Origin of the sequence: Rubrivirga litoralis (genome assembly GCF_031846415.1) — a bacterium.
In the GTDB taxonomy this organism is placed as follows: Bacteria; Bacteroidota; Rhodothermia; order Rhodothermales; family Rubricoccaceae; genus Rubrivirga; species Rubrivirga litoralis.
In genome coordinates this window covers 1-24,614 of sequence record NZ_JAVRHT010000045.1, presented here as the reverse complement: position 1 = coordinate 24,614, position 24,614 = coordinate 1, and the positions used below count along the sequence as shown (strand labels likewise).

The 24,614-nt window shown below is 75.4% G+C and carries 21 protein-coding genes and 1 tRNA gene; 15 read left to right on the top strand and 7 right to left on the bottom strand.

The window, feature by feature from the left end; all coding sequences use genetic code 11:
- A partial coding sequence (locus tag RM540_RS14675) for a TrmH family RNA methyltransferase (protein WP_311665452.1) occupies positions 1–765 on the bottom strand: 765 nt, incomplete at its 3' end.
- 270 nt (positions 766–1,035) lie between these two features.
- On the opposite strand from RM540_RS14675, the gene RM540_RS14670 reads away from it, so the two are divergent.
- The 6 genes from RM540_RS14670 to RM540_RS14650 all read left to right on the top strand — a co-directional run bounded on the left by RM540_RS14670 (position 1,036) and on the right by RM540_RS14650 (position 7,545).
- Positions 1,036–2,349: a Glu/Leu/Phe/Val family dehydrogenase gene (locus RM540_RS14670; RefSeq protein WP_311665450.1), complete on the top strand. Its 1,314-nt coding sequence runs from the start codon at positions 1,036–1,038 to the stop codon at positions 2,347–2,349.
- A gap of 69 nt (positions 2,350–2,418) precedes the next feature.
- A complete protein-coding gene (locus RM540_RS14665; protein WP_311665448.1) occupies positions 2,419–2,958 on the top strand; it encodes a hypothetical protein in 540 nt (179 codons plus the stop codon).
- Between the two features lie 213 nt (positions 2,959–3,171).
- On the top strand, positions 3,172–3,717 hold the full coding sequence (locus RM540_RS16530; protein WP_432280811.1) for a carboxypeptidase regulatory-like domain-containing protein: 546 nt from the start codon (positions 3,172–3,174) through the stop codon (positions 3,715–3,717).
- 37 nt (positions 3,718–3,754) lie between these two features.
- Complete coding sequence (locus tag RM540_RS14660; protein WP_311665446.1) at positions 3,755–5,494, top strand: Ig-like domain-containing protein; 1,740 nt, start codon at positions 3,755–3,757, stop codon at positions 5,492–5,494.
- A gap of 111 nt (positions 5,495–5,605) precedes the next feature.
- Entirely contained in the window at positions 5,606–7,189 is a 1,584-nt protein-coding gene (locus RM540_RS14655; RefSeq protein WP_311665444.1) for an NAD(P)H-hydrate dehydratase, read from the top strand.
- Positions 7,186–7,545 carry a VanZ family protein gene (locus RM540_RS14650; RefSeq protein ID WP_311665442.1) on the top strand — a complete coding sequence of 120 codons (360 nt, stop codon included), beginning with the start codon at positions 7,186–7,188 and terminating at the stop codon, positions 7,543–7,545. The genes RM540_RS14655 and RM540_RS14650 overlap by 4 nt, the downstream gene beginning before the upstream one ends.
- A gap of 264 nt (positions 7,546–7,809) precedes the next feature.
- Here RM540_RS14650 and RM540_RS14645 read toward each other — a convergent pair whose 3' ends face one another.
- Together RM540_RS14645 and RM540_RS14640 are read right to left on the bottom strand one after the other, a co-directional pair.
- Positions 7,810–9,006, bottom strand: a complete 1,197-nt coding sequence (locus RM540_RS14645; protein ID WP_311665440.1) for a 3-phosphoglycerate dehydrogenase family protein — start codon at positions 9,004–9,006, stop codon at positions 7,810–7,812.
- Positions 9,007–9,176: 170 nt separating this feature from the next.
- Positions 9,177–10,376 carry a DUF1015 domain-containing protein gene (locus RM540_RS14640; RefSeq protein WP_311665438.1) on the bottom strand — a complete coding sequence of 400 codons (1,200 nt, stop codon included), beginning with the start codon at positions 10,374–10,376 and terminating at the stop codon, positions 9,177–9,179.
- 174 nt (positions 10,377–10,550) lie between these two features.
- Between RM540_RS14640 and RM540_RS14635 the strand changes: the two genes are divergently transcribed.
- The 4 genes from RM540_RS14635 to RM540_RS14620 all read left to right on the top strand — a co-directional run bounded on the left by RM540_RS14635 (position 10,551) and on the right by RM540_RS14620 (position 15,162).
- A tRNA-Met gene (locus tag RM540_RS14635) sits at positions 10,551–10,622 on the top strand.
- Positions 10,623–10,853: 231 nt separating this feature from the next.
- Entirely contained in the window at positions 10,854–12,482 is a 1,629-nt protein-coding gene (glgP, locus tag RM540_RS14630) for an alpha-glucan family phosphorylase (RefSeq protein ID WP_311665436.1), read from the top strand.
- A gap of 334 nt (positions 12,483–12,816) precedes the next feature.
- Complete coding sequence (locus tag RM540_RS14625) at positions 12,817–14,715, top strand: DUF2339 domain-containing protein (RefSeq protein ID WP_311665434.1); 1,899 nt, start codon at positions 12,817–12,819, stop codon at positions 14,713–14,715.
- Positions 14,716–14,892: 177 nt separating this feature from the next.
- The gene (locus tag RM540_RS14620) at positions 14,893–15,162 is read left to right on the top strand and encodes a hypothetical protein (protein ID WP_311665432.1); all 270 of its coding nucleotides are present in this window, start codon (positions 14,893–14,895) and stop codon (positions 15,160–15,162) included.
- Here the strand turns inward: RM540_RS14620 and RM540_RS14615 are convergent.
- A complete protein-coding gene (locus tag RM540_RS14615; protein ID WP_311665430.1) occupies positions 15,150–15,533 on the bottom strand; it encodes an NFACT RNA binding domain-containing protein in 384 nt (127 codons plus the stop codon). The genes RM540_RS14620 and RM540_RS14615 overlap by 13 nt on opposite strands.
- A 208-nt stretch (positions 15,534–15,741) precedes the next feature.
- On the opposite strand from RM540_RS14615, the gene RM540_RS14610 reads away from it, so the two are divergent.
- The gene (locus RM540_RS14610) at positions 15,742–18,258 is read left to right on the top strand and encodes a cation:proton antiporter domain-containing protein (protein WP_311665428.1); all 2,517 of its coding nucleotides are present in this window, start codon (positions 15,742–15,744) and stop codon (positions 18,256–18,258) included.
- Positions 18,259–18,637: 379 nt separating this feature from the next.
- Positions 18,638–19,594: an L-threonylcarbamoyladenylate synthase gene (locus RM540_RS14605; RefSeq protein WP_311665426.1), complete on the top strand. Its 957-nt coding sequence runs from the start codon at positions 18,638–18,640 to the stop codon at positions 19,592–19,594.
- Between the two features lie 141 nt (positions 19,595–19,735).
- On the opposite strand, the gene RM540_RS14600 is transcribed toward RM540_RS14605, so the two are convergent.
- On the bottom strand, positions 19,736–20,194 hold the full coding sequence (locus tag RM540_RS14600) for a hypothetical protein (RefSeq protein WP_311665424.1): 459 nt from the start codon (positions 20,192–20,194) through the stop codon (positions 19,736–19,738).
- 119 nt (positions 20,195–20,313) lie between these two features.
- A complete protein-coding gene (locus RM540_RS14595) occupies positions 20,314–21,006 on the bottom strand; it encodes a phosphatase PAP2 family protein (protein WP_311665422.1) in 693 nt (230 codons plus the stop codon).
- A gap of 256 nt (positions 21,007–21,262) precedes the next feature.
- Here RM540_RS14595 and RM540_RS14590 point away from each other — a divergent pair, with 256 nt between their 5' ends.
- Positions 21,263–21,535 carry a GNAT family N-acetyltransferase gene (locus RM540_RS14590; RefSeq protein ID WP_311665420.1) on the top strand — a complete coding sequence of 91 codons (273 nt, stop codon included), beginning with the start codon at positions 21,263–21,265 and terminating at the stop codon, positions 21,533–21,535.
- Between the two features lie 3 nt (positions 21,536–21,538).
- On the top strand, positions 21,539–22,417 hold the full coding sequence (locus RM540_RS14585) for an alpha/beta fold hydrolase (RefSeq protein ID WP_311665418.1): 879 nt from the start codon (positions 21,539–21,541) through the stop codon (positions 22,415–22,417).
- Here the strand turns inward: RM540_RS14585 and RM540_RS14580 are convergent.
- Positions 22,383–23,081 carry a hypothetical protein gene (locus RM540_RS14580; RefSeq protein WP_311665416.1) on the bottom strand — a complete coding sequence of 233 codons (699 nt, stop codon included), beginning with the start codon at positions 23,079–23,081 and terminating at the stop codon, positions 22,383–22,385. The genes RM540_RS14585 and RM540_RS14580 overlap by 35 nt on opposite strands.
- A gap of 104 nt (positions 23,082–23,185) precedes the next feature.
- On the opposite strand from RM540_RS14580, the gene RM540_RS14575 reads away from it, so the two are divergent.
- Complete coding sequence (locus RM540_RS14575) at positions 23,186–24,577, top strand: AAA family ATPase (RefSeq protein ID WP_311665414.1); 1,392 nt, start codon at positions 23,186–23,188, stop codon at positions 24,575–24,577.
- Positions 24,578–24,614 lie beyond the last annotated feature (37 nt).

Below are 24,614 nucleotides of genomic sequence, written 5' to 3'. Positions count from 1 at the left end.
CCCCCGCCACCGCGCGAGGAGCACGCCGGCGGCGACGCCCACGTTCAGCGACTCGACGCCGCCCCGCCCCGCCCGGCCGGGGACGTGGACCGTGCCGCCCCGCTCGCGCAGGCGCCCGGCGACGTCGGCGGAGAGGCCGTGCGCCTCGCTCCCGAGCACGAGCACGGCGCGGGAGCCGGGCGCCCACTCCGAAACAGACGTGCCGCCCAGGTCAGCGCCCCACAGCGCGTGGCCGTCGGCGGCGAGCGCGTCGAGGGCCGGGGCGAGGGCGGGGAGGCGGACGAGGGCCAGGTCCCACAGCCCGCCCATCGACGCGCGGACGGCCTTTGGCGTCTCGAAGTCGGCCGTCTTCTCGTCGGCCACGACGGCGTCTACGCCGAACCAGGCGGCGGTGCGGACGAGGGCGCCCACGTTGCCGGGGTCCTGCACGCCGTCGAGGGCCAGGACCGCCCCGCCCGTGCCGCCGAGCGCGCTGCGCACCACCGACGACGCGACGGCCACGACGCCCTGCGAAGTCCGCGCGTCGCCGACGCGGTCGAGGTCACGGGCGGGGAGGCGGTGGACGGGGGCCGCGGCGCGGTCAGCGAGGGCGGCGACGCGGTCGGCCTCGGCCGCCTCGTGCGAGACCAGGACCTCGACGAGCGGGGCGCCCGCGGCGACCGCGGCCTCGACCGAGCGGACGCCCTCGACCAAGAACTGACCGTGCGCGACGCGGCCCTTTTTGCGGGCGAGCGAGGCGATGTCCTTGAGGCGCTGGCGGGTCATGAGGGCGGGGCGGGATGGGCCGCCCAAGATCGCCCCGCCTGGGGAGCGCCTCGGGCCACGCGCGGAGCGCCGCCGCCAACACGTGCGGGGACGCAGGAGACGGGGGTCCCGCGCTGAAGCGCCGATACCTTGGGAACCGACGGGCTCGGAAGCGCTTCCGAGCTCCCGCCTTTTTCGGCCCTCCGCCCCGCCTCCTCCCCGCCCGCGGCGTCCCCCCGCGTACCTTCGATGGCGATCCCCCTCGTCCTCCGCCCCCCCGCCCCCGGCCCCATGCCGACACCGTTCAAGCGCGACGTCAAGACCCGCGCGCTCTACCAGGAGCCCGCGCCGCACATCGACAAGGACAACCCGTTCCAGTCGATGATGGAGCGGTTCGACGTGGCCGCCGAGCTGCTGGAGCTCGACACCGGGCTCTACGACGTGCTCCGGTCGCCGTCGCGGATCCACATCACCAGCATCCCCGTCGTCATGGACGACGGGCGGCTCCGCGTCTTCGAGGGCTACCGCGTCATCCACTCCGAGGTGCTCGGGCCGTCGAAGGGCGGCATCCGGTTCGCCCCGGACGTCCACGTGGACGAGGTCAAGGCGCTCGCGGCGTGGATGACGTGGAAGTGCGCCGTCGTCGGCGTCCCGTTCGGCGGCGCCAAGGGCGGCGTGACCTGCGACCCGTCGACGATGTCGGCCGGCGAGGTCGAGCGCCTCACGCGGCGCTACACGGCCAACCTCATCGACGTGTTCGGGCCGGACAAGGACATCCCGGCCCCCGACATGAACACGAACGAGCAGGTCATGGCGTGGCTGCTCGACACGTACTCGATGCACGCGCGGCGGACCGAGACGGCCGTCGTGACGGGCAAGCCGCTCCTCATCGGCGGCTCCGAAGGGCGCCGCGAGGCGACCGGCCGGGGCGTCATGACGACGACGCTGGCGGCCATGGAGCGGCTCGGGATGCGCGCCTCCCAGGCGACCGTCGCCGTGCAGGGCTTCGGGAACGTGGGCTCGGTCGCCGCCAAGCTCCTCCGCGAGCAGGGCTGCAAGGTGGTCGCCGTCTCCGACGTCTCGGGCGGCTACTACAACGCCGACGGCATCGACATCGACGCGGCCGCCGCGTACGCGGCTGAGCACGACCGCTCGCTGGCCGGCTTCGACGGGGCCGAGCCGCTCACCAACGAGGAGCTCCTCGCGCTCGACGTCGACGTGCTCGCGCCGTGCGCCAAGGAAAACCAGATCACGGCCGAGAACGCTGGCGACGTGAAGGCGAAGATCGTCGCCGAGGGCGCCAACGGCCCCACGACGCCCGAGGCCGACGCGATCCTCAACGAGAACGGCGTGCTCGTCATCCCCGACATCCTGGCCAACGCGGGCGGGGTGACGGTCAGCTACTTCGAGTGGGTCCAGGACCGCCAGGGCTACTTCTGGAGCGCCGACCGCGTCAACCGCCGGCTCGACCGGATGATGCGCGGCGCGTTCAACCGGGTCTACGACGCGGCCGAGACGTACGACACGAGCATGCGCATCGGGGCCTACGTGATCGCGATCGAGAAGGTGGCCGGGGCGCTCAAGATGCGCGGCATCTACGCCTAGCCCGCCCCGCCCACGCGGCCTGCCGCCCCGCCCGCACACCGTGGGCGGGGCGGTCTGCGTTTGGAGCCGGTGCCGCTGCCCCGACTCCACCCCGCCCTCCTGGCCCTGCTCCTCGGGGCGGGGTGCGGAAACGGCTCCGCCCCGCCCGAGGCGGCCGCCCCGCCCGCCCCGCCCGATTCGACGCGGGAGGTCGCCGGGTTCGAGTGCGGGCCTGCGGCCGCCGCCGCCCCGCCCGGCTTCTCGACGGACCGGAGTGCCTACGCTCCCGGCGACTCGCTCGTCCTCCGCCTCGTCCCGACGGCGTACGCGGAGCACAACCTCTGCCACGCCCTGCTGGAGCGGCGGCGGGCGGGGCGGTGGACCCGCCACCGCGGCTCCTCCCGGTTCCTGAGCGACGACGACCGCGCTCGCGGCGTGGCGGCCGACGCGTGCAACGACATGCTCTACGCTGCGCGGGCGGGGCGGGCGGTCTGCTACCCGATCCGGCTGAGCCGCCGGCTGGAGCCGGGGACCTACCGCTTCCAGACGGAGACGACGCGGCCGTCCCTCGTGGGGCGCGCCCTCTCCGCCCGCGACACGCTCGCCACCGCCCCGTTTGAGATCCGGTGAGGGCGGGGCGGCGGGCGGCGCCCGAACCGTCTCTGCGCGTTCTACGAAGAACCTCGACGATGCGACCTCTCGGAGACAGGACCGACGAGCGGGGCGGTCACGTCGGGATCCTCACTCCGTTCAGGATGACGAGGAGGAAGGCTTTCCACCCGTAAGCCGCTTGTGGGCTGCCATCCTCTAGGTGCGGCAAGCGGCGTCGCCTATGTTCCGTTCATGCCCCGCCCCGCCCCGCTCCTGCTTCTCTCCGCCTGCGCTCTGAGCGCTTGTGGGGGAAGCCGCCCTCACGCAGAAGCTCCGGCCCCCGCCGGTGTCTTTGACGAGAGTGAGGCCGCTGTTGGACTTCCCCTCGGCTCTGAGTCCCGCCGCATTGCCAGTGGGGAGTTCCACGACCTCACGTACATCGAAGGCACGTACGAGGTAAACCGGACCGGCACGGGCGAGGGGACAAGGCTCGCTCGCGTAACGGGCGGGGTGGTCAACGGCCGGACGGGCGCCCCCGTCGCCGGAGTGAGGCTTGGGGTCATCGAGCTTCTCAGGAAGCAGAGGGTCGAGAGCACACGACCTGGCGCCACGACAGACTCCCTCGGGCGCTTCAGCCTCACACTCCCTCCAGGGCGACACCAGATCTCCGTCTCTTACATCGGCACCCCGCCGTTCCAGGTGCCCGTCGAGGTTAAAGCCGGGGACTCCGTGGACGTCCAAGCTCGTCTCGGAGTCCACGAAATCGTTTGCGGGATACGCGTGCACTGGACCGATTAGCCCCGCACCACGGGCGGGGCGGCTACGTTTGTGGCCGATGCCCCGCCCCGCCCTCCTCGTCTTCCTCCTCGCGCTCGCCGCGTGCGCCACGCCGATCGCGCCCTCGGGCGGGCCGCCGGACCGGACGCCGCCGGCGCTCGTCGGCTCGCTCCCGGCCGAGGGCGCCGTGAACGTGACCGGGCGGACGGTCCGCCTCATGTTCTCGGAACGGCTTGACCCGTCCGGCGCCCAGGCCGTCACCGTGACGCCCGAGGGCGACGAGCCGGCCGAGGTCCGCGTGCGGGGGAGCGAGATCGAGATCGTGCTCCCCGAGCTCCGCGAGGCGACGACCTACGTCGTGACCGTCGGGACCGAGCTACAGGACCAGCGGGCCGGCGTGGCGCTCGCCGCTCCCATCGTGGTCGCCTTCGCGACCGGCCCGACGATCGACCGCGGCGCGCTCGACGGCGCCGTGGGCGACCCCGAGACCGGGGGCGGGGTGGGCGACCTCGCCGTCTGGGCCTACGCGCTCGCCGACACGCTGGCGCTCCCCGACGTCCGCGCCGTGGCCCCGGACTATCGGACGGGGACGGGCGCCGACGGCGCGTTCCAGTTCGCGTACCTCCGCCCCGGCCCGTACTACGTCGTCGCGGTCGAGGACCGGAACCGGAACGGCCGCGCCGACGCCGGCGAGCGGTTTGCCGCCCCGCCCCGCCCCGCCCTCACGGCGGTCGCCACCGAAGCGCCGCGCGCGGCGGCCGACACGACGGGCGGGGCGGCCGAGCCGCCTGGGGCCGGAGCGCTCCCGGACGGGCTCCGCATCGTCGGGACGGGAGCGGCGCCCGGGTTCTGGGTGACGACGCAGGACTCGACGGCGCCCGCCCCGCTCCGCGTGCGGACGCTCTCCAGCACCCGCCTCGCCGTCCGCTTCGACGAGCCCGTCCGCCTGGGCGGGGCGGGGCTCGGGCCGTGGGCCGTGGCCGACTCGGCGAGTGGACAGCCCGTCGCGCTCGCCGCCGTCTACCAAGCGCCTGGCGCCCCGTTCGAGGTCGCGCTCCAGACGGCCGCCCCGCTGGCGGCGCGCGCGCGCGTGACCTACGCCGGCCCCGGCGAGGGCGGGGCGGCGCTCGCGGACTCGGCGGGCAACGCCGTCGCCCCGTTTGCCCTCTCGTTCTCGCCGGCCGACCGGCCGGACACGCTGGCCGCGCGCGTCGTCGAGTTTCTGCCCGCGGCCGTCGTCGCGGCCGACTCGGCGCAGGTGCTCGCGCGGGGCGAGGCGCCGGGCGTCGTGTTTTCCGCCCCGCCCGCCGAGGGCGCCGTGACGCTGGAGGTGGACGGCGAGGCCCGGCTGGTCCCCCTGGAGACCGCCGACGGCGTCCGGTTCACGGTCGCCGCCGACTCGCTGCCGCCGCGGTTTACGCTCGCGGCCGGCGGCCAGAGCCGCCGCTACGTCCGCCTGGGCGACGACGCGACGGGCGCCCTCGTCGGCCGCGTCGAGGGCGGGGCGGGCGGGGCGGTCTACGTCGAGGTCACGCCGGCCAGCGGCCCGCCGGTCGTGGTCCGCGCCGAGCCCGACGGCTCGTTTAGGGTCGAGCGCCTCGCGCCCGGTCCCGTCGGGCTCCGCGTGTGGATCGACGTGGACGGCGACGGCCGGTGGAGCGGCGGCTCGCTCGTCCCGTACCGCCCGGCCGAGCCGCTGCGGATCCTGCCCAACGCCGCGAGCGTCCGGGCGCGGTGGGACACCGAGGTGCCGCCGGTCGTCCTCCCCGCCCGTGTCGGTGGGTCCGCAGGTCTGTGAGTCGGTGGGTCGGGCGTGCGGGTGATGGTCTCGCGCGCGCCTGACGTGCCGACCGGACCGACCGCCCCGCCCGTCCCCTTTCGCCCGTCACCCCCCACTCCCGCCCCGCCCGTGTCCACGTCCCCGCCCGCCCCGCCCGACGGCCTCCTCCCGCTCCTAACGGCCGACGGCATGCGCGCCGCCGACCGCGCGACGATGGACGACTGGGACGTGCCCGGCCGCGTGCTGATGGAGACGGCCGGGCGCGCGGCCGTCGACGCGATCGCGGCCCGCTACGCGGTCGAGGGCGCGCGCGTGACGGTCCTGGCGGGGCGGGGCAACAACGGCGGCGACGGCCTGGTGATCGCCCGCGTGCTGGCCGCCCGCGGCGCCCACGTCCGCTGCCTCACGCTCGCCACCGAGGCCGAGGCGTCGGCCGACACGGCGGCCAATCTGCGCCTGCTGACGCGCCTCGCCGACGCCTCGGACCGCGTCGAGGTCGTCCCGTTCGACGACGCCCGCCAGGCCGCAGACGCCCCAGCCGACCTCGTCGTCGACGCCCTGCTGGGGATCGGCGCCTCCGGCCCGCTCCGCGAGCCCGTCCGCGGCCTGTGCGCGTGGGCGGGGCGGCAGAGCGCCCCGGTCGTGGCCGTCGACCTTCCCTCCGGCCTCGACGCGACGACGGGCGGGGCGGCCGACGAGACGCCGCGCGCGGACCTCACGGTGACGTTCGCCGGCGTGAAGGCGGGCCTCGTGCTGGGCGATGGACCGCAGGTGGCCGGCGAGGTCGTCGTGGCGGAGATGGGGATTCCTCGCGCCGAGGTCGACCGCGCGGCCGCCGCGCACACGGCCACAGATGCCTGGGTGGCGGCGCACCTCCCGCGCCGGGCGGCCGACGCCTACAAGTACTCGGCGGGGACGGCCGTCTGCGTCGTCGGGAGCGGCCACTTTACGGGCGCCGCCGTCCTCTCGACAGCCGCGGCGTACCGGGCCGGCGCCGGTGCCGTCGTCGCCTGCACGCCGCAGAGTGCCCAGGCGACGGTCGACGCCCAGAACGTCGAGGTCATGGTCGACGCCCAACCCGAGACTGACGGCGGGACGCTCGCCTGGGCCGCCCTCGACGGCGTCCGCGAGCGCGCCGAGTCCGCCGACGCCGTGCTCGTCGGGTGCGGACTGGGCCGCGACGACGAGACGCTGCGGCTCGTGCGCGCGCTCGTCCAGGAGGTGTCCGCCCCGCTCGTGCTCGACGCCGACGGCTTTTCAGCGTTCGCCGGCGGCGCCGACGCGCTGGGCGAGCGGTCCGCCCCGCTCGTGCTCACGCCGCACCTGGGAGAGCTCCGCCGGCTCCTCGGCGACGATGGCTTCGACCCCGAGGACCGCATCGAGACCGTCCGCCGCCTGGCCGTGCGGTGGGGCGCCGTTCTCGTCCTCAAAGGAATGCCGAGCGTCGTCGGCACGCCGGACGGGCGCGTGGTCGTCGGGCCGCCCGGCCGCCCCGCCCTCGCGACCGCCGGCACCGGCGACGTCCTCGCCGGCACCGTCGCCGGGCTCCTCGCGCAAGGGCTCGACCCCGCCGACGCCGCCGTCTGCGCGCTCCACCTGGGCGCCGCCGCGGCCGACGCGTGGGCGCGCGACCACGGCGCCGGCGGCCTCGTCGCCTCCGACCTCCTCGACCGCATCCCCCGCGCCGCCGCCGAGCGGTTTCCCCGCCCATGACCACCCGCCGCCTCGCCGTCGTCTGGACGGTCCTCATCGTCGTCGCCTGCACGATCCCGGGCAACCAGGTCCCCGATGTCGAGCTCCGCCTGGTCTCGCCCGACAAGGTCGTCCACGTCCTGATGTTCCTCGGGCTCGCGTGGCTGTGGCTCCGGGCGGGGAGCCGGACGTGGGCGGTCGTGGCCGGCGGCGCCGCGTTCGCGCTCGCCATCGAGGTGTGGCAGACGGTGCTCCCCATCGGCCGCTTTGGCGACCCGTACGACGTCCTCGCCGACCTCGTGGGCCTCGCGGCCGGCGTCGCACTCGGCCTGTGGAGCCGGCGGACCGCGGCGAGCGGGCGGGGCGGGGCGGCGTAGGGTTCGGGGTTCGGGGTTCGGGGTTCGGGGTTCGGGGTTCGGGGTTCGGGGTTCGGGGTTCGGGGTTCGGGGTTCGCCCGCGTCAGCCTCGCTCGCCGACGAGGACCCACCCCGCCCGCGGAGGCGAGGGCGGGGCGGCGGTCTCGGCGCTCGTCCCGCCCGCTCATGCCGAGCGGAGCCGCCGGCTGCGGCTCAACCTTCAGAACCCTGAACCCGACAACCCCGAACCAAATAACCCCACGGCGAGGGCGGGGCGGCCTCCCTTCAGACCGCGATCACCGTCGCGTTCAGGACGTGCTCGACCTCGCGGATGCGCGCGAGCGCCTCGTCCGAGGGCGCCCCGTCGAATCGGACGCGCGCGACGGCCGCCCCGCCCCCAGTGAACACGAGGTTCTCCATCTCCTGCACGTTCCACCCCGCCTCGCGGACCACGGCGAGCACGCCGGCCAGCACGCCCACGCGGTCGAGGTGGCGGACCGTGAGCAGGTGCGTCGCCGCCGTCTGGTCGGCCAGGTTGACGCTGTTGGGCACGCGCCCGGTCTCGGCGTAGGCCAGGACCACGCGGGCGGCCTCCTGGCCGATGGCCTCGGTCGCCTGGTCGGTCGAGGCGCCGACGTGGTGCGTGATGTAGGCGGCGTCGGCGAGCGGGTGCTCAAAGTCTCCCTGCTTGGCCGCCGGCTCGCCGGCGGGCACATCGGTCGCGTAGCGGAGGCCGCGCGTGTCGACCGCGCGCGCCACGGCCGCCTCGTCGACCACGTCCGCCCGCGCCGTGTTGACGAGGGCGGCGCCCTCGGGCATGGCCTCCAGGAAATCGGCGTCGACGAGGTGCCGCGTCTCGGGCGTCGAGGCGACGTGGACCGAGACCATGTCGGCCTGCCGCGCCACGTCGAGCGGCGTGTCCGCGCGCGTCACGCCGAGGGCGCGGGCGTCGTCGTCGGTGAGCGACCGGCTCCAGGCCACGACCGGCATCCCGAAGGCGCGCGCGCGCTCCGCCATCTCGCGCCCGATGCTGCCCATGCCGAGCAGCCCGAGCGTCCGCCCGCGGACGCCGCGCGCCGAGGCGAAGCCCTTTTTGTCCCACCGCCCCGCCCGCGCCGCGATCACGTTGTCGGGGATGCGGCGGTCGAGCGCGAGGAGGAGCCCGAAGGCAAGCTCGGCGACGGCCGCCGCGTTCTTGCCCGGGCAGTTGGCGACGAACACGCCGCGCGTCGACGCGCCCGCCACGTCGATCGTGTCGACGCCGGCGCCGGCGCGGACCACGAGCTCGAGCGACGGGGCCGCGTCGAGCGCCTCGGCCGGCACCTTGGTCGAGCGCACCACGAGGACGGCCGGGTCGTGCTCGCGGAGCGCGTCGACCAGCGCGTCGCCCTTGAGCCCGGGGTCTTCGACCACGTCGTGCCCGCCCTCGCGGATCGCGTCGAGGGCGGCGTCGGAAACGGAGTCGGCAACGAGAACGGTCACGGGAATGCGGAACGCGGAATGATGAATGCGGAACGGGGCGGGGCGGAACGGGCGAGGCGGCAGGAGCGAGCGGGACGGGGCAGTTGGGCGGGGCGGGCAGGAGTCGTTCCCGTCACCGCCCCGCCCTCTCAGCGCGCGGCGCCTCCCCCGGTCCCTTTCGCATTCCGCCTTTAGAACGTGTGAACCAACAGGCCGCTGCGGAGCTTGGGCTCGAACCAGGTCGACTTGGGCGGCATCCGCTCGCCGGCGTCGGAGACGTCGAGGAGGTCCTCGGCGGCCGTCGGGAACATGGAGAAGGCGACCTCGGCCTCGCCCGAGTCCACGAGCCGCTCGAGCTCCTCGGTCCCGCGGATGCCGCCGACGAAGGCGACGTTGTCGTCCGTCCGCGGGTTCGTGATCCCGAGCATGGGCTCGAGCACGAACTCGCCCAGGCGCGCCACGTCGAGCGTGTCGGCGACGCCGCCCCGCCCGGTCTCGGGGAGCGCGAGCGTGTACCAGCCGAAGTCCATGCCGAGGTAGAACGCGACGGTCCCCGGCTCGTCGGGCTCGGCGAACAGGGCCTCGTCGACCTCGAACTTCCGCCGGAGCTGCTCGAGAAACTTGCCCGGCCCCACGGGGAGCTCGCGGACGACCCGGTTGTACGGGAGGATCTCCATGTCCTCGTACGGGAACAGGACGGCGAGGAAGTGGGCGGCGCCGTCGTCGCCGGTCTCGGCGGCCGCCCGCGAGGCGGCCGCGCTCCGGTGGTGGCCGTCGGCGACGTAGAGCGCGTCGACGTCGGCGAAGGCGTCGGCGAGGGCTCCGGGGTCGTCGAGCTTCCAGAGCGTGTGCTCGACGTAGTCCTTGGCGCGGAAGTCGTAGAGCGGCTCGCCCTCCATGGCCTCGGCGACGAGATCGTCGATGTCGGCCACGCCGCGGTAGGTGAGCATGACGGGCTCGGCGTGCGCGCGCTGCGCGACGAGGTGGCGCGTCCGGTCGTCCTCCTTGTCGGGCCGCGTGTCCTCGTGCTTGAGGATGCGGCCGCTGTCGTACTCCTCGACGGAGACGAGGCCGACGACGCCCGTCTGCGCGCGCCCGTTCATGACGAGCCGGTAGACGTAGAGGGCGGGGGCGTCCTCGCGCACGAAGGCGTCGCTCTCGGCGAGCGCCCGGAGGTTTTCGGCGCCCTTCTCGTAGACGGCGTCGTCGTGCTCGTCGGTCCCCTCGGGGAGGTCGATCTCGGGGCGGATGACGTGGAGGAACGAGCGCGGGTTGCCCTCGGCGAGGTCGCGGGCCTCGGCGGTCGAGACCACGTCGTAGGGGACGGACGCGACGTGCTCGGCGTGCTCGGGCGCGGGACGGAGCGCGCGGAACGGGCGGACGGAGGCCATACGGACAGAGTGCGGGGCGGGTGGAGCGCGCAAGATAGTCGGGCGGGCCGGCGCGTTCACCCCCCATCCCCCTCGGTTTGCCCGCGTTCGCCCCGCCCCGCCCCGCTCTTCACAGACGCTGCGCACGCGCGGCTTGCGGGCGGGGCGGTCGGGCGGTATCATGGGAGTCCACACCGCGGGGTGGAGAAGTGGTATCTCGTCGGGCTCATAACCCGAAGATCGCAGGTTCGAATCCTGCCCCCGCTACTACCGACGCCGGGCCTGTCTTCAGGCCCGGCGTTTTTGTGCGCGCTCTCTTGAGCGCCCAGACCGCCCCGCCCCCATGCTGCGGGCGGGGCGGTGCAGCGCGGGCGGGGCGGAACGCTGCGGGCAGCGCGCGCTCGGCCGGTGGGCGGGGCGGGGCCGAGCCCCGCGTCTCGGGGAATATCTTAGGCCGCCGAACGTCCCCCACCCCGCCCCGCCCTCTGGGTCCGCCCGATGACAGACTCCCCCCGCGTCGCCTACTTCTGCATGGAGTACGGGCTCGACGAGCGCCTCCGCACCTACTCCGGCGGGCTCGGCATCTTGGCCGGCGACACGCTCAAGGCCGCCCACGACCTCGGCGTCCCGATGGTGGCGCTGGGCATCCGCTGGGCGCAGGGGTACACGACGCAGACGATCTCCGACGACGGCCGCCAGGTCGACGTCTACCGTGACTACCCGGCCGACGACCTCCTCGACGACACGGGCGTCGAGGTGACGGTCCAGATCCGGGGCGACGACGTCCGCTGCAAGGTGTGGAAGGCGGACGGGTTCGGGAACGTCCCGCTCTACCTCCTCGACACCGACCTCGACGGCAACCCGCACCGCGACACGACGGCCCGGCTCTACGGCGGCGGCCCGGACGCGCGCGTGGCCCAGGAGATCGTGCTCGGCGTGGGCGGGGTGCGCGCGCTCCGAGCCCTCGACCTCGACGTCGACCTGTACCACTTTAACGAGGGCCACGCGCTGCTGGCGGCCTTCGAGCTGGTCCGCGAGAAGATGGAGGGCGGGGCGGAGTACGACGACGCGCTCGCGGCGACCGAGCAGGAGGTCGTGTTCACGACGCACACGCCGGTCCTCGCCGGCAACGAAACGCACCCCGTCGAGCGGCTCCGCACGATCGGCGCGGCCGGGCCGCTCTCCGACGCCCAGCTCGAAGCGCTCGGCGGCGACCCGTTCAGCATGACCGTCGCCGCGCTCCGCCTCGCGTCGCGCGCGAACGCTGTCGCGGCGCTCCACGCGCAGACGGCGAACCAGATGTGGGACTTCGTCGACGGCCGCCCGCCCATCCTCCCCATCACGAACGGCGTCCACCGCCCGACGTGGGTCGACCCCGCTATGCTCGACGCGGCCGAGCGGGGCGGCGACCTCTGGACGCCGCACCTGGAGAACAAGCGCGCGCTCGCCGATTTCGTCGAGGAGCGGACGGGGCAGCGCCTCGACCCGGACAACCTCATCATCGGGTTCGCGCGCCGCGCGGCCACCTACAAGCGCGCCCCGCTCGTGTTCGAGGACGAGGACCGGATCGCCCCGCTCCTCGAGAGCGGTCGGCTCCAGCTCGTGTTCTCGGGCAAGGCCCACCCGTCGGACGAGGGCGGCAAGGCCATCGTCGCGCGCCTCGTCGCGATGGCGCGGAAGTACCCGCGCGGCGTCGTGTTCCTCGAGGACTACGGGATGCCCATCGGCCGGGCCATGACGCGGGGCACCGACGTGTGGCTGAACAACCCGCGCCGGCCGAAGGAGGCGAGCGGGACGAGCGGGATGAAGGCGGCCATGAACGGGGTCCTCAACCTGAGCGTCCTCGACGGCTGGTGGCCCGAGGCCGCCGAGGACGGCGTGAACGGGTGGCAGATCGGCGGCGGCTTCGAGAGCCCGGACGAGGCGGCCCAGGACGCCCACGACCTCGCCGACCTCTACCGCGTGCTCCTCGACGAGGTCGTCCCGACGTACTACGACGACCGCGAGCGGTGGACGGAGATGATGCGGGCGAGTATCCAGTCGACGCGCGACCGCTTCAGCGCCGAGCGCATGGTGACCGACTACGTCGAGCAGCTCTACGCCCCGACCGCCGGCGCGACGGCCTAGCCGCCCCGCCCGGCAAGAACCGCCCCGCCCGCAGAGCGAGCCCTCGCTACGTGCCGCGTCAAGCCCCTACTGATAGGCCCGTGCTCGGTCTCATCCACCACCCCTAGCCCCTCCTGGACAGGAGGGGGACTCCCCGGCCGATCTCGGAGCCCGCCCCGCCCGGCAGTAACGGCTTGGCAGAGCACCAAGAAACTGTTCGGTAGAGGTTCTCCCTCCCCCGCCGGGAGAGGGACGGACCCAAGGGAGGGGAGTGGGGCGGGCGTCGGAGCGGTCGTCGAGGGCGGGGCGGCCGCCCCAGGTCCGCCCCGCCCGGTCGGCGCGTAGCTTTCGCGCCGTGCCCCCGACCGACCCGCCCCGCCCCCCCGCGACCGGCGCCGACGGCGCCGACGGCCCGCGCTCGGCCGACGCCCGGATCGCCGCGCTCGAAGAGCGCGTGGCCGACCTGGAAGCCCGGCTGGCCCAGGCGCGCGTCCGCCCCGCCCGCACGCTGGGCGAGCGGGTCGAGCGGGCGCGGCCGCCGTGGATGCGGTGGAGCGAGGTGCGGAGCGAGGACGTGCTGGGGAAGGCCGGCATCGCGCTCCTCCTCATCGGCGTCCTGTTCCTGCTCCAGTACGCCCTCGACCTCGACCTGCTGACACCGGCCGTCCGCGTGGGCGGGGCGGGCGCGCTGGGGGCGGCGCTCCTCGCGCTGGGGCTCCGGCTGAGCCGGCGCGGGCGGCCCACGCTCGGGCGACTCCTGGAGGGCGGCGGGGTGGCGACACTCTACGGGACGCTGTGGGCGGCGAGCCAGCTCTACGGGCTGATCCCGCTGGGCGCCGCGTTCGCCGGGCTGGCCGGCGTGGCCGCGCTCGCCCTGGTCCTGGCCGAGCGCGAGCGCGACGCGGCGCTCTCGGTCGTGGCCACACTCGGCGGGCTCCTCACCCCGCTCCTCCTGTACCGCGGCGCCGGGCCGGTCGTGCCGCTCGCGGCGTACGGGGCGCTCCTGGTCGGCGCGGCCGGCGCGGTCTACGCGCGGCGCGGGTGGCCGGCGCTCGCGGGCGCGGCGGCGCTGGGCGGGTGGGGCGTGGCGCTCGTGGCGTGGGACGTCGGCGTGCGGCCCGAGGCGGCGGCGGCGGGCGGGGCGGAGCGGCTCGCGTTCACGGCGCTGGTCGGCGCCGTGGCCGGGGTGACGGGGGCGCTGCCCGTCTGGCGCGCGCTCTACCGGCCGGCGCCCGACGTGCCCGTGGCGTCCAGGCGGTGGCCGCGCCTGCTCCGTCCCGAAGGGCTGGCAGTCCTGGCCGCCCCGCTCCTCACGCTCGGGTTCCTGGACGCCGCGTGGTCGTGGCCGCCGGCGTTCGCCGCCGCGCTCGCCGCGGGCGGGGCGGCGGGCTACGGCCTGGGCGTCCGCCGCCTGCTGGCGCCCGCCCCGCCCGCGCTGGGCGCCTCCACCCCGCCCGTGTCGGCCGAGGCGCGGGCGCTCCTACTCGGGCCGTTCGCGCTGGCCGCCGGCGCGCTCGCCGCGTGGGGCGCCGGACGGCTCCTGGGCAGCTCCGACGTGCGGACGCTGGGCGCGGCCGTCGCCGCGGCGGCCGCCGTCGCCGCGCTGGGGCGCCACGAGGGGCGCCGCGACCTCGCGCGCCTGGGCGACCTCGCCGCGCTCGGGGGCGGGCTGTGGCTGGCGGCGTGGCTCGCGTTGTCGCTCGGGTGGCCGTGGGACGCGGTCGCCCCGCTCCGCCCCGGCCGCTTTGCCGAGCTGACGACGGCGGCCCTCCTGGGCGGGGCGGCGCTCGCGCTCGTCGGCTTCCGGGCGGGGCGGGGATCGGCCACGCGCGCCGTCTACGTGACGGCGGCGCACCTCGTCGCGCTCGCCTGGCTCCGCCTCGCGCTCCGGCCGCTCGGCGACGGCGCCGCGCTCGTGTCGCTCGGGTGGGGGCTCTACGCGATCGCGCTCCTCGTGGTCGGGCTCCGGCTCCGCGACGGGCTGCTCCGACCGCTCGGGCTGTACACGGTCTTGGCGACGGCGGCGAAGGTGCTCCTGTTCGACCTGGACGCGATCGCCGTCCCGTGGCGGATCGCCCTGTTCCTGGGGCTGGGCGCGCTGCTCCTCGTCGTGAGCTACTTCGCCCCGCACCTCCTCCGCCTGGGCGACGACGACGCCGGCGACGACGAGCCGCCGCCGCCCACCCCGCCCCCACCCCCGCCCTCGGGCGACGGGGCCGCGCGCGAGGTGGTGCTGGAGGCCACGGGCGCCTAGCTCGTCGTTCGCCGACGGGCTCCGCCCCGCCCTGCGTCACCGGGCGGGGCGGTCCCGCCGGGCCGTCTCAGAGGGCGGGGCGGAACGCGAGCGCGACGGCCGCCCCGCCCCAAACGGCGGCGGCGGGCGGACGGCACGGTGCGGGGCAGGGCGTGGGGAACCGCCCGCCCCGCCCCCATGCCGCTCGACCTCCCCGCCCCGTCGTTCCTCATCGCCGCCGTCCGCCGCGCGCACGTCGAGAGCGAGCGGGGCGCCCGGTTCGTCGACTTCCTGGACCGGCTCGCGGCGCGCGAGGCCGCACGCGACCCGGAGACCGGGCTCACGGCGGCCGAGGCCGAGCGCGAGCGGGCGTACCGCGTCCGCGCCCGGTTCGCCGAGCACCGCCGCGTCGGGGGCGACGAGGCGTTCCCCCGCCCCGCCCTCGCCGGCGGCCGTCAGGCGGCGTAGACCTTGACCGAGTCGTAGCGCCGGAGCTGGACCGAGCCCGGCTTGGCCCCGCGCGGCTTCGTCACGTCGCAGGCGCGGCAGACGTGGACGTCGACCTTGCCACTGGCGTTTTTCGCCTTGGAGTGGCGGACGGCGAGGGCCGCGGCCTCCTTGATCACGGCGCGCGGGACGTCGCCGCCCTCGGGCGTGCGCACGACGACGTGGCTGCCCGGCGTGCCGCCGCCGACGTGGAGCCACACGTCCTGCGGCGCGGCCACCTTGAACGTGAGCCGGTCGTTGTCCTTGGCCGACTGGCCGACGAGGACCTCGTACCCGCCGATCTCGTGCGTGTCGTAGCCGGCGGGCGGGGCGGGGCGCTCTTTTCGGGGCATGGGCGGGGCGGATCCAGAGGGCAGCGACCCGACGGGCGGGGCGGGTGCGGGAAAGCTACCGCCCCGCCCCCAGCACGTGCGCCGACCGCAGCCGACGCGGGCGGGGCGGCGGCGAGGGAACGGAGGATTCGCCGGCCGCCGTGCAACCGGACGCCGCGCGGGTGGTTCGGGGGCGCCTCGATCCTGCTCCACCCCGCCCGCCCCGCCGTTGGACCTCCCCGTCCCCGAGCTCCCCATTACCGACCCCGTCCTCATCGTGGCCATCACGATGGGGATTTTGCTCGTGGGGCCGCTCCTGTTCGAGCGGCTGCGGATCCCGGGCCTCGTCGGGCTCATCGCGCTGGGCGCCGTGGCCGGGCCGAGCGTGACGGGGCTCCTCGAGCGCGACGACACGTTCGTGCTCCTGGGCACGCTCGGGCTGCTGTACCTCATGTTCACGGCCGGCGTCACGCTGGACCTCGCCGAGTTTGCCCGGCAGCGGCGGACGGCGATCGCGTTCGGGGCGCTCTCGTTCGCGCTCCCGATGGGGCTCGCGTTGGCGGCGGGCGTGGGCGTGCTGGGGTACGGGCTGCCGGCGGCGGCGCTCCTGGGGAGCATCGTCGGGAGCCACACGCTGCTCGCGCTCCCGCTCGCGGGCCGGCTCGGGATCTCGACGAACCGGGCGATCGTGGTGGCGACCGGGGCCACGCTCGTGACCGACCTCCTCTCGCTCCTGGTCCTCGCCGTCGTGCAGGGCGTCGAGGGCGGCGGGGGCGGGGCAGGATTCTGGCTCGCCTTCGCGGCGCGGGCGGCCGTCTGGGCGGCGGCCGTGCTGTGGCTGCTCCCGCGTGTCGCCCGGTCGTTTTTCCGGCGCGTCCGGCGCGAGGACGACGCGGCGTTCGCGTTCCTGCTCGCGGCCGTGTTCTTCTCGGCGTGGGCGGCCGAGCTCGCCGGGCTCGCGTCGATCATCGGCGCGTTCCTGGCCGGGATCGCGCTCAACCGGCTGATCCCGAAGCAGAGCCCGCTCATGACGCGGCTCCAGTTCGTCGGCGACGCCATCCTCGTCCCGTTTTTCCTGGTGTCGGTCGGGCTGCTCGTCGACGTCCGCGTGCTGGGGTCGCTCGAGGTGTGGGGGCTGGCGCTCCTGTTCTTCGCGCTCGTGGTCGTGGGCAAGGGCGGGGCGGCGTTCCTCAGCATCCCGGCGTTCGGGTTCTCGCGCGACGAGAGCGGGGCGGTGGCCGGGCTCACGATCCCGCAGGCGGCGGCGACGCTGGCCGTCACGCTCATCGGGTTCGACATCGGGCTCTTCGACCAGACGGCGGTCAACGCGGTCGTGGTCGTCATCGTCCTGTCGTGCCTCGTGGGGCCGTCGCTGGTGCAGGCGTTCGGGCGGCGCCTCGCGCTGGCCGAGGCCGAGCGGCCGTACGAGCCGGCCGAGGCCCCGGAGCGGATTTTGGTCGCGCTCTCGAACCCGGAGACGGCCGAGGAGCTCATGGAGCTCGCGCTGCTGCTGCGGAGCGCTCAGAGCGAGGAGCCGGTCTACCCCGTGGCCGTCGCGCGGAGCGGGCACGAGGAGGCCGGCCGCGTGGCCGACGCCGAGCGCCTGATGGAGCGGGCCGTGACCTGGGCGACGGCCGCGAGCGTCCCCTGCGTCCCGACCGTCCGCATCGACGACAACCCAGCGGCCGGCGTCACGCGGGCGGCCCGCGAGCTCCGGGCGTCCGAGATCGTGGCGGGGTGGAACGGGCAGATCTCGCCGGGCGCGCTCGCGTTCGGACACGTGGTCGACGAGGTCGTCGGCGAGACGCGGTCGATGGCGGTCGTCGCCCGGCTGGTCTCGCCGCTGGCGGCGGCGAAGCGGCTCGTGGTCCTCGCCCCGCCCCTCGTGTGGCGCGAGGTCGGGTTCGCGCGGGCGGTCCGCGTGCTGAAGGTGCTGGCGTCGCAGAAGGGCCTGCGCGTGATGGTCCTCGCGGCCGAGGCCGACGCGCCCGAGGTGACGGCGCGGTTCGACGAGGCCCGGCCCGAGGCGGCCGTCGAGGTCGTGGCGCTGGCCGACTGGCGCCGCGCCGTGCGCCACCTCGACACGCTCGCCCAAGCCGACGACGTGCTCGTGATCGTGGGCGTGCGGAGCGGGGCGGTCGCGTGGCGGCCGGCGCTCCAGCGGCTCCCGCGCGTGCTCGCGCGCCGGCACCCGACGCTGGACCTCCTCTCGGTCACGCTCTCCGAGGCCGAGCTGGTCCCGGTCTTGGCCGAGGCCGTCAACGCCGACGGCCACGAGGACCTCGTGCTCCCGCCGGCGCACATCGCGCTCGACCTGGCCCCGGCGGCGCCCGACTCCATGCTCCGGCGCGTCCTCTACGGCGGCTTCCCCGACGCCCCGAGCACGGCCGCCCGTCTGGCCGAGGCGCTCGTCGGCGACGGCGCCGAGGACGCGCCCGAGGTGACGCCGGGCGTCGTGTTCTACCACGCGCACACGGACGCCGTCGACGCGCCCCGGACGTTCGTCGGCGTGTGCCCGGGCGGGGTGGCGCTCCCCCACGCGAGCGGGCCGGCGCACGTGCTCCTGGTGCTCCTCGCGCCGGAGTCGATGGCGCCCGATGCGTACCTCCGGTCGCTCGCCGTGACCGCCCGGCTCGTCCGCTCCGAGGCGGAGGTCGAGGCGCTGCTCGCCGCCGGCACGCCCGAGGAGGCCCACGCCGTCCTGTTCGCGTCGATTCGGAACGACCTGATGGAGTCGGCGGTGTAGGGCAACGGGCAGCGAAGATGCGCCACCCCGCCCGCAATGTGTGAGGGCGGGGCGGCCGTCGTAGCGGCGTCCCATGCAACGCCGTCGAGCCGCGGCGTCCGGGCGGGGCGGCGATGGGTGGGGCGGTGCTGTTCAGGACCACCCCGCCCGCATCGTCCACCACCCCTAGCCCCTCTTGGCTTCGCCGACGCTGCGCGGTGTCCAGGAGGGGGACTGCCGGCGCCTCCAGTTGACAGCGGCCTCACTTGTCACCGCCCCGCCCGCGTCTACACAGGGCGGGGCGGAACAAAACGGGCGCCACCCCGCCCGCGCGCGCCATTTCCCATTTCCCATTTCCCATTTCCCGCCCGTGCCGCGGAGGGACCGGCCGGTCCCGAACTTGACCGCCCTGCCCTCACGTCTCGTGCCCCCGCTCCTGACCGACTCGCCGGCCGAGGCCGCCGCCGTGCTCCGGCGGGGCGGCCTGGTCGCGTTCCCGACCGAAACGGTGTACGGTCTGGGCGCCCTCGCGCGTGACGCCGACGCCGTCGCGCGCGTGTTCGCGGCCAAGGGCCGGCCGGCCGACAACCCGCTCATCGTCCACGTCGCGCGCGTGGCGGACGTGGCGGGCGTGGCCCTCGTGACGCCGCTCGGGGCGGCGCTGCTGGAGGCGTTTGCGCCCGGACCGCTCAGCGTCGTGCTGCCGGGGCGGGGCGGGCTCCCGGACGCCGTGACGGCCGGGCTCGACACGGTCGCCGTCCGCGTGCCGGGACACCGCCCCGCCCGCGCGCTGCTGGAGGCGGCCGGCGCGCCGGTCGTGGCGCCGTCGGCGAACCGGAGCGGGCGGCCGAGCCCGACGACGTGGCGGGCCGTGGTCGACGACCTGGGCGGGCGCGTCGACGCCGTGCTCCGCGGCCCGCTCGCCGACGTCGGGCTGGAGTCGACCGTCGTGGACGCGACGGGCGAGGCGCCGGTCGTGCTCCGGCCCGGGGCCGTCTCCTTCGAGGCGCTCCGCGAGCGGTTTCCCGACACGTCGCTGCTGGCGGAGCGGGGCGGGGCGGTTCGCTCTCCCGGCCTCCGGCACCGGCACTACGCGCCGCGCGCGCGCGTCCGCCTGGCCAACGTGCCGCCCGAGCGGGGCGACGCCGAGGCGGCCTGGATCGGGCTCGCCGCCCCGCCCCCGGGGTACGGGCTCGTCGAGGTGTGCCCGGACGTGGAGACCTACGCGCGCCGCCTGTTCGACCTGTTCCGCCGGGCGGACGCGGCCGGGCTCGCCTCCATCGACGCGGAGCGCGTGCCGGAGACCGGGCTGGGCCGGGCGCTCATGGACCGGCTCCGCCGAGCGGCCGAGGGATGAGCGCGCCCCGCCCTCTGCGCCAGCGGGCGGGGCGCCTTCATCCCGTAGTTGTTCGCCCCGCCCGGAGCGCTGCGGCGTGGCAGGGCGGGGTGGCACTCTGGAAAACCTCCCCCGCTCCTCGTTCCCCCCGCCCCGCTCCACTTACCCGATCACGCCTCGGCCGACATACATCAGGATGAAGATCACGATCCAGGTCAGGTGCCCGATGCCGATGCCGGCCATGATCCGCTTGCGGCCCGCGTCGGCCGTGTCCGGCCCGGCCGTGAGCTTGTTCCAGCCCGGCCGGATCAGGACGAGCTGCGCGGCGACCAGGACGAGCCCGAGCGTCAGCGAGGCGTGGTAGGGCCACGCGTTGTACTGGAGCTCGTAGCCCAGCTGCATCCCGAGCGTCCAGTTGAGGACGGCGAAGGCGTAGAACAGCAGCACGGAGCCGGTCATCATGACCACGACGCGGCCGCCGTTGGCCGCGCCGGCCTCGCGTCCGGCCGCCCCGCCCGCGAGCGCCGCCCGCGACAGCGTGGGAAGGGCGAGACCGAGCCCGAACCACGCGGCGGCAAACAGGACGTGGAGGGCAATCGTGACGACGTGGAGGAGGGCCATGCGGGAGCGGAGCGGGCGGGGCGGGGTGGCCCGGGAAGCTACCCCACGATGGCGTCGACCTCGACCTCGACGAACAGGGCCGACCCTACCGCCCACGGCGGGCCGGCGGGCGGGGCGGCCTACAGCGGGACGACGAGGACGAGCGGGACGACCGCCCCGCCCTCGCGGTCGTCGTCGCCGAACACGTTGGGCGCCAGGAGGTGGACGAGCACGGCGGCGCCCGCCCCGACGCCCGCGCCGACGAGCACGTCGCTTGGGTAGTGGACCCCGTGCCACACGCGGGCGACGCCCGCCGCGCCGGCCCACGCCAGCGCCGGCCCGACCACGTACCACTCGGGGTACGACAGGCTCAGCGAGGTGGCGAGCGCGAACGCCGTCGACGTGTGGCCGGAGGGGAAGGAGTAGGGGTCGAACACGTCGTCGCCCTGGTGCTGGCGGTCGCGGGCGTCGACGCCCGCGACGGCCGCGTACGGGCGGGGCCGGCGGACGAGCCGCTTGAGCACGTACGTCAGCGCGAGCGCCCCGCCCTCGGCGGCGCCCAGGCGGAGGGCCGGGTCGAGGTCCGCCCCGCCCGCGAGCGCGCCGAGCCCGAGCGCCGGCGCGGCGCCGATAAAGACGGGGTACGCCGCCGCGTTGACGGCGCGCATCGGCCCGGTAAACGCCGGGGCGTCGACGCCGTAGACGGCGCGGAGCACGCGGACGTCGAGGGCGTCGGTCTGGGGCGGGAGCGAGTCGGGCGCGGCCTCCTGGGCGCCCGCCGAGGCGGCGAGGAGGACGAGGACGAGGGCGAGGGCGAACGGGCGGGGCGGCATCCGCCCAAGCTAGAACACCCTTCGGGTGGGTACGGGGTACGGGGTACGCCCCGATCTGATCTCGGCGCGCGCGTACCCCGCACCGGGTACCCTGTACCCATTTGCGTGTCGCTCCAGAACGCCCCGGCCGCGTCGCGTCGCGCGAATCCGCCCGCCGACGTGCGCGGCTTCGGCGGTGCTGGAACTGTGACGAGAGCCGGCCGTCACGAGCCCACGCGCTACGCTACAACGATCTCCCCCACCCCGCCCCCTCATCATGCCCGACGTCCACCACGACCCCGCCGCCCACACCTTTTCCGCCGACGTCGAGGGCGGGGCGGCCGAGCTGGAGTACCAGCACACCGGCGACACCGTGACGTTTGTCCACACGTTCGTGCCCGAGCCGGCGCGGGGCGGCAACGTCGGCTCGTCGCTCGTCGAGGCCGGGCTCGCGTGGGCGCGCGAGAACGACTACACCGTCGTCCCGCAGTGCCCGTTCGTGGCGTCGTACATGGACGGCCACCCCGAGACGCAGGACCTGCTGGCGTAGCCCATGCACGAGCTCCCCGACTTGGGCGTCCCCCTCCGCTCGCGGTTCGTCGACACCGCCGGCGCGCGGCTCCACGTCGTCGAGGCCGGGCCGGCGGACGGGCCGCTCGTCGTCCTGCTCCACGGCTTCCCTGAGTTCTGGTACGGCTGGCACCACCAGATCGCCCCGCTCGCGCGGGCGGGGTGGCGCGTGTGGGCGCCCGACCAGCGCGGGTACAACCTCTCCACCGCCCCGCCCGACGTGGCCGCCTATGACGTCGACCGGCTGGCGGACGACGTGGTCGCGCTCCTCGACGCGGCCGGCGCCGAGCGGGCGCGCGTCGTCGGGCACGACTGGGGCGCGCTCGTCGCGTGGTGGCTCGCGCTGCGGGAGCCCGAGCGCGTCGAGCGGCTCGCGATCCTCAACGTGCCGCACCCCGAGGCGTTCACGCGGTTCGCCCCGCGGGCGCCGTCGCAGCTGCTGCGGAGCTGGTACGTCGGCTTTTTCCAGCTCCCCGCGCTCCCCGAGCGGGCGCTCCGCCGGTTCGGGACGCGGGCGCTCATGATGACCAGCGCGCCGGGCACGTTCTCCGACGCCGACCTCGCCCACTACCGGGCGGCGTGGCGGCGCCCCGGCGCGGCGCACGGGATGATCTCGTGGTACCGCGCACTCGTGCGGCGGGCGGGGCGGCGGCAGCTGACGCCTTTCAACCCGACGGTCCGCCCGCCGACGCTCATCCTGTGGGGGACGGCCGACGTGGCGCTCGACGCGCGCCTCGCCGAGCGGTCGCTGGCGTACTGCCCACAGGGCCGGCTCGTCACGCTCCCCGGCGTGTCGCACTGGGTCCAGCACGAGGCGCCGGAGGCGGTCAACCGCGAGCTGCTCGCGTTCCTGGCGGAGTAGCCGCCCCGCCCCGCCCATCGAGCGCGGGCGGGGCGGGGAGGTGCCGGAGGTGCCACGCGACGACGAGGCCGAAGAACGCTCCGCCGACCACCAGCAGGCCGGACAGCACGAGTACGTCGCGGGCGGCCACGTCGCGCACGGCCGCAGCGAGGGCGACCAGCGCGGCTCCCGCCCCGCTCCACACGCCCACCTGAAGCGCGTATTCGCGCGCCCCGTACCCCCACCCCGCCGCCCGCCGGGCGGGGAGGATCGCCCGGAGCCGGTCGTAGTCCCAGACGAGGAGCCAGAGGCACGCCAGCGTCATCAGCACCGTGATGACCCACGTGCCCTGGAAGCCGACCGCGACCGTGATGACGGCGATGTTGAGGATGATCGGGAAGTAGATCACGGCGCCCAGGGTGGCCGTCGCCGGCCAGAGCAGGAGGAGGCCCGCCGTCACCTGCGCGATCCCTACGAAGGCGTAGAACTCGCTGGCCTGAAAGAACGCGTCGAAAAAGTAGCCGACGGGGTCGCTCGTCGGCAGGGACGTAAACCGGTGCCCGCGCACCTTCGTCATCCCCGGGATCACGAACCCGATCGCGAGGAGCACGCGCGTAACGGCCATAAACCGCTGGAGCGGGCGCGAGCGGACGGCCCGGGCGTGGAGGCGGTCGAGGGCGGTCATGGGCGGGGCGGCCAGCGGGAGGCGCCGGCGTACGCGGCCTCGGACCGCCGGTTACACGCCGCCCCGCCCGCCGGAGCGGGACGGGCGGGGCAGTAGCTTCGGGCATGCCCGACGACCTGTTCGACGCCGCCGCCGCGACGCGACGCGCCCGCTCCGCCCCGCTCGCCGACCGGATGCGGCCGCGCACGCTCGACGAGTACGTCGGGCAGCCCCACGTGCTCGGGCCGGGCACGCTGCTCCGCCGGGCCGTCGAGGCCGACCGCGTGACGAGCCTCATCCTGTACGGCCCGCCGGGGACCGGCAAGACCACGCTCGCGCGAATCGTGGCGAACACGACGCGGAAGCACTTCGCGTCCTTGAACGCCGTCCTCGCCGGCGTCAAGGACATCCGCGAACAAGTCGCGGCGGCCCAGGAGCGGCTCCGGCTCCACGGCCAGCGGACGATCCTGTTCGTCGACGAGGTCCACCGCTTTAACAAGGCGCAGCAGGACGCGCTCCTGCCCCACGTCGAGAACGGGACGGTCACGTTCGTGGGCGCCACGACCGAGAACCCGTACTTCGAGGTCAACAAGGCGCTCGTGTCGCGGAGCCGGATCTTCGAGCTCCACACGCTCACCGAGGCCGACCTGGGCGCCGTCGTGGCCCAGGCGCTCGCCGACCGCGAGCGGGGCTACGGCGACCGCGACGTCCAGATCGACGACGACGCGCTCGCCCACCTCGTCTCGACGGCCAACGGCGACGCCCGCTCGCTCCTCAACGCGCTCGAGCTGGCCGTCGAGACCACCCCGCCCGAGGCCGAGGGTGGGGCGATCCACGTGACGCTGGCCGTGGCCGAGGACTCGATCCAGCGCCGGGCCGTCCTCTACGACAAGGACGGCGACGCCCACTACGACACGATCTCGGCCTTCATCAAGTCGATGCGCGGGTCGGACCCCGACGCCGCGCTCTACTGGATGGCCCGGATGATCTACGCCGGCGAGGACCCCCGCTTCGTGCTCCGGCGGATGCTCATCTTCGCGTGCGAGGACGTCGGCCTCGCCGACCCCAACGCGGTCCGCCAGGCCGTGGCCTGCCAGCAGGCGTTCGACGTGGTCGGGATGCCCGAGGGCCGGTTCATGCTGGGCCAGCTGTGCGTCTACCTCGCGACCGCGCCCAAGTCGAACTCGGGCTTCGCCTTTTTCGCCGCGCTCGAGCACGTCGAGAAGGAGCAGACGCGCGACGTGCCCAACCCGCTCAAGGACGGCTCGCGCGACAAGAAGGGGCTCGGCCACGGCGAGGGTTACAAGTACCCCCACGCCTACCGCGGCCACTACGTCCCCGAGCAGTACCTCCCGGGCGGCATGCAGGGGACGTACTTCTACGAGCCCAGCGACCAGGGCTACGAGGCGCGGCTCGGGCAGCGCCTCGCCGACCTCCGGGCGCGCGACGACGAGGAGTCGATCGAGAAGCGCGTCCAGCGCTACGCCGACGACGACGAGCCGCCCCGCCCCGCGTGAACGGGCGGGGCGGTGTGCCACGGGCGGGGCGGGGTGC